General features: G+C 61.5%; 2 protein-coding genes. Both read right to left on the bottom strand.

Going from position 1 to position 4,073, the window contains the following annotated elements; all coding sequences use genetic code 11:
* Positions 1-863, bottom strand: an 863-nt coding sequence (locus EA346_RS00565; protein ID WP_296754292.1) for a DUF1302 family protein, incomplete at its 3' end; no start/stop codon positions are given.
* Between the two features lie 763 nt (positions 864-1,626).
* Positions 1,627-3,723 carry an EAL domain-containing protein gene (locus EA346_RS00570; protein ID WP_296754294.1) on the bottom strand — a complete coding sequence of 699 codons (2,097 nt, stop codon included), beginning with the start codon at positions 3,721-3,723 and terminating at the stop codon, positions 1,627-1,629.
* Positions 3,724-4,073 lie beyond the last annotated feature (350 nt).

Here is a 4,073-nt window from a genome sequence, read left to right on the forward strand (position 1 = left end):
CTCGCACGCGGCGCCCAGACGGCCGCCTCTCGGTCGTAGGGCCCAGCAAGCTCCTCGGTGATGGCGGACAGATCCGGTGGCACACCAAAATTCGGAACCGGATTGGTCGGGGGCGTACTGAGATCTTTTCTGCGTCCGAACCCTGCGAACACATTCTCACCGCCCGGACTCAGGAAGTCGTTGCTGCTGAAGAACGTTCCCGCCGGATCGATCCGCGTCTTGTCCCACTCCAGCATCCAGACGCCTTCTACCGACAGGCGGTCGGTGAGGTCGTGGGCCGCCCAGAGCATGTTCAGCGGCATCAGGCCCTCGCGCAGTTCCGAGCCGGGGATGCGCAGGCGGCTGACGTCGATCGGATTCAGCACGTTGATGCCGTTCTGGATGAAGGTGCTCTCGCCCCAGTTCACCACCTGGCGGCCCAGACGCAGGCCCAGCCAGCGGTCACCGACATCGAAATCTCCACGGACGTAGGCGTCCAGCACTTCGAAATCGCGGCCAGCCTGGTCACGGGCCTCCGAACTGAGACCGCTCTTGCTCATCACCGCGTCATCGTAGAAGTACGTTGCGCGGATGAACGCGCCGTAGTTGCGGTAATTCAACTCGAAGTCGTGGGTCGCCTTCGCGGCCAGGGAAACCAAATCGCCCCGATCCCAGTTCAGGTTGCCGTCGTCCTCGTTGACGGAACGCGCGGTGCCCCCATTCGAGAGCCCGATCAGCGCAGAATCGGGCTTCTGCATCCGCCAGCGCGCACCGAGCGACAGCGTGGTGTCGAAGCTTCCGGTCACTTCCCCGCCGGCACTGGTGAACTCGAAGGATTGAGACGGCGCCGCGGCGCCAAGGGCAAGGGCCACTGCGGTGGCCATGAGGCACAAACGACAAAACCGTACACCGGAACTCCGACGTTTCCGTGACATGCAACGTCCCCCTTGGTGGTAAGCCGGATCGACCCGGCGGCTCGTTTTACCTGCCTTATTAGTATTCGCTCTGTTCGGCGATTCGGTATCCGGGCGACCCATCAAGACCCTTTGCCGATGACGTGCCAGACACACGCCCTGTATTGTCTGGAATGCGATACGGCATGTACTGAACAAAGGGACGGACGCCAATCAAACGGCTCAGGGGAGCATACGAGATATGCCCATCAAGTCAACACCTTCAGGCTCGGGAAGCCGTTCATGGATACCTGCAACGGCAACAGCCGACTCGCCGGAGAGACCTGACGCAAAAAAACGGGACTCACCAATAAAAGGGGACTGATTTACTTCACCACAAAAACCGGGACTGATTTATTTCCCAGCCTGGCCAGGGAGTATCAGCGGCGACCAGGGGGTCGACCAGAGGGGTCGGACCAAGGCAAAGATTTGATATCATAGGAAAAACACCCCATTTCAACCCCCAAAAAAGGCCTTGGAGGGCCCATTTCCTACCCAGAATTGGCCGCCCAAGAAGTTGGCGTTACGGATCGCTGCGGCCACGATTCAACTCATGGATCGAGCCACTTTCCTTGGACCGGCATTTTTGGGGCCAAAAACGGCCGTTTAAGGCCAAAATTAGGTCGAAATACGGCGTATTAGCCTGTTGAATCCGAATGTTAGCCTGGTCCGACCCCGGCGGCTTTCCCTGGGGCTAGAGGGCATCCGGGATCTCTGGCTCGGGGTGATGGAGGAAATTACCCTGGACCAGAATCACCCCCGATCGCCAGAGCACCATCAAGTCGCCGGGATCCTCCACGTAGGCGGCCATGGTTTTGACACCGTGGTACTGGGCCTGCCTGAACAACTCCTGTAGCCGATCGCGTTGCTCCGAACGGGTGGAGAGCTCCTGAATCAGGGATCGATCCACCTTCATGTAATCCGGCTTCAGTTCCCGCAGCAGGCGAACCCCATCCACCACCAGGCCGAAGTGTTCCACGGCCACATCGACGTCCAAGGCATGCAAAGCGTCGATCAGGTTCCTAACGCGGTCCGGATGCGCCAGCACGTCGGATTCGCGGAGCTCCAGCACGCAGCTGTGGGGGTGCACCAGTACACTTCGCAGCGACCTGCCAAACCAGGCGACAAACCCATCATCCTGGATGGAACCCTCGGACAGCTTGATGAAGAAGCTGGTCTCGGGCCGATCCTTTTGCCGTTCAGCCAGCACGGCGAGTGCTTCCCCCACCACCCAGCGATCCAGCAGCCGCGACAGACCCAACTGTTTTGCGCTGGCAAAGAATGTCCCGGGCGGGATCGCCTCGCCCTCGCTGTCCGTCATCCGAAGCAGCACCTCGTGGCGCTCCATGCGGTCAGTGGTGACGACGCTGGTGATCGGCTGGTACACCAGGAACAGGCGCTTTTCGGTAACCGCAGAATGAATCAACCGGCTCCAGTGGCGGCGTTGCTCATCGTCCAGGGACTGGACCTGCGGAGCATTGCACAGAGCCCGATTGCCGTCCGGCCGTTGCGCGGCCTCGTCCCGTGCAATCTCCTCTTCGACCAGTGCGTGACCATCAGCAACTTCGACCCGCGCCAGATCGGTGGCGCCGTCACGGCGGCTCGGAGCAAGGCCCTTGCTGGAGATCCGTCGGTAATGCAGGGAGCGGTTACGCACCCGCTCCACCAGATCGTCGGCTGATACGGGTTCGACCAGAAGATCCAGGGCGCAGGCATCGATGGCACGCTCGTGTCTCGTAACGTCCGACTCCGCCGACAGGAACACCACTGGGATTTCGAGCAAAGCCTCCTCCTGATGCAGCAACCAGCACAGCTCGCACCCGTCGGCTTCGGACATGTGCGGGTCCAACAGAATCACCTCGGGCTGAAAATCGAGTGCCAGGTCGACAAGCGTCAACGGGTCCGCAGTGCTGCAGACTTCGCAGCCGGCCTTGCGCAGGATGCCAACGTACAGTTGCAGCAGCGCAGGGTCGGGCTCCAGGATGAGCACGCGGGGTGATGGCTGATGGGTGCCGATCAAATGGTGCAGCCGCACTGCGAGACCCGGCACCCGCGCCGGTTCACTGAAACAGGCATCGCACCCGGCACGCAGAGCCTGCAAGCGGGCATGGACATCGCGGCAGGGCAACACAAAGGCTACGGGCATCGGCGGCTGTGCCGTCCGCTTCAGAATCCGGATCGTCTCGAACCACTCCGGGCCACTGCTACGGGATACCCGCACTACCAAGGCCTGGGGAGGCCGTTTCAGTACGGCATCAAGCAGGGCTTCCACGTTGGCGAATCCCTGCGTTGCAAATCCGTGTGCTGCCAACTGCAAGCCCAGGTCGTCGCTCGGCGGCCCATCGGGTTCCACTACGTAGACCAGGGGGCTCGGAAGAGTCTCCGGGGCACTTCCCTGCTCCGGGATCGACAAAGCCGGTGCCTTGGCCGAGGACTGTTCGTGCAATTCCTCGGCGACGATGCTGCGCAGACCAGCGATCAGTGCGCCGATCGTCTCCTGCTCGACGGTGGGTGGCCGCACCTGAGTGTTGACATGGTGACGCAGGCGTTCGTCGACCCGACGGATACCGTTGAACGCCCGCTCCATTCCGGTGCCGGTCAACACATTGACCAGCATATGGCTCAATCGGCGCAATTCCACCAGGTCGTTCATCAGGCAACCCCGCCTGCGCACGATATGCCAGCGCTCATTCAACTCGGCCACCTGCTGCGGCAACAGGCGCAGCGACTCGGAGCGTGGCCGCCCTTGGTCTTCCAAAGGGCCGATCAGGGGCGATTTATCTGATGGCATGAGGGTATGACCCCGAACTGTCTTCGGTACCGCGGTTACCCGAGATCACCTACCGACGACCTGGGCAGGCAGCTTGGCCCCCTGGCCCATCCGCAACCGGGGGACGCACACCATCGCCGACCAAGCCGACGCCGCAAAACACAAGATGGCCAGAAACGATTTCATCGACACCCGGCTCCATCGGGAAATCAACATGGAAGCGGGAGTGTAAGCGAAGATCCGACCTTGATTTGTTAAGAATATTTAGCGTCCCGCCAGTCTTCCCGGTCGTGCCCCGGGTCGGCCTGGAGCGGCCCTACCCTTTTCGGCTTTTCCGGGCTTTTCCGGGCGGGCTTTTCGGCTTGTCCGGG

Source organism: Thioalkalivibrio sp. (assembly GCF_007692535.1).
Classification (GTDB): domain Bacteria; phylum Pseudomonadota; class Gammaproteobacteria; order Ectothiorhodospirales; family Ectothiorhodospiraceae; genus Thioalkalivibrio.

Excerpts from the sequence above, each read along its gene's own strand:
- EA346_RS00570 (WP_296754294.1), bottom strand. The coding sequence starts at position 3,723 with ATGCCATCAGATAAATCGCCCCTGATCGGCCCTTTGGAAGACCAAGGG.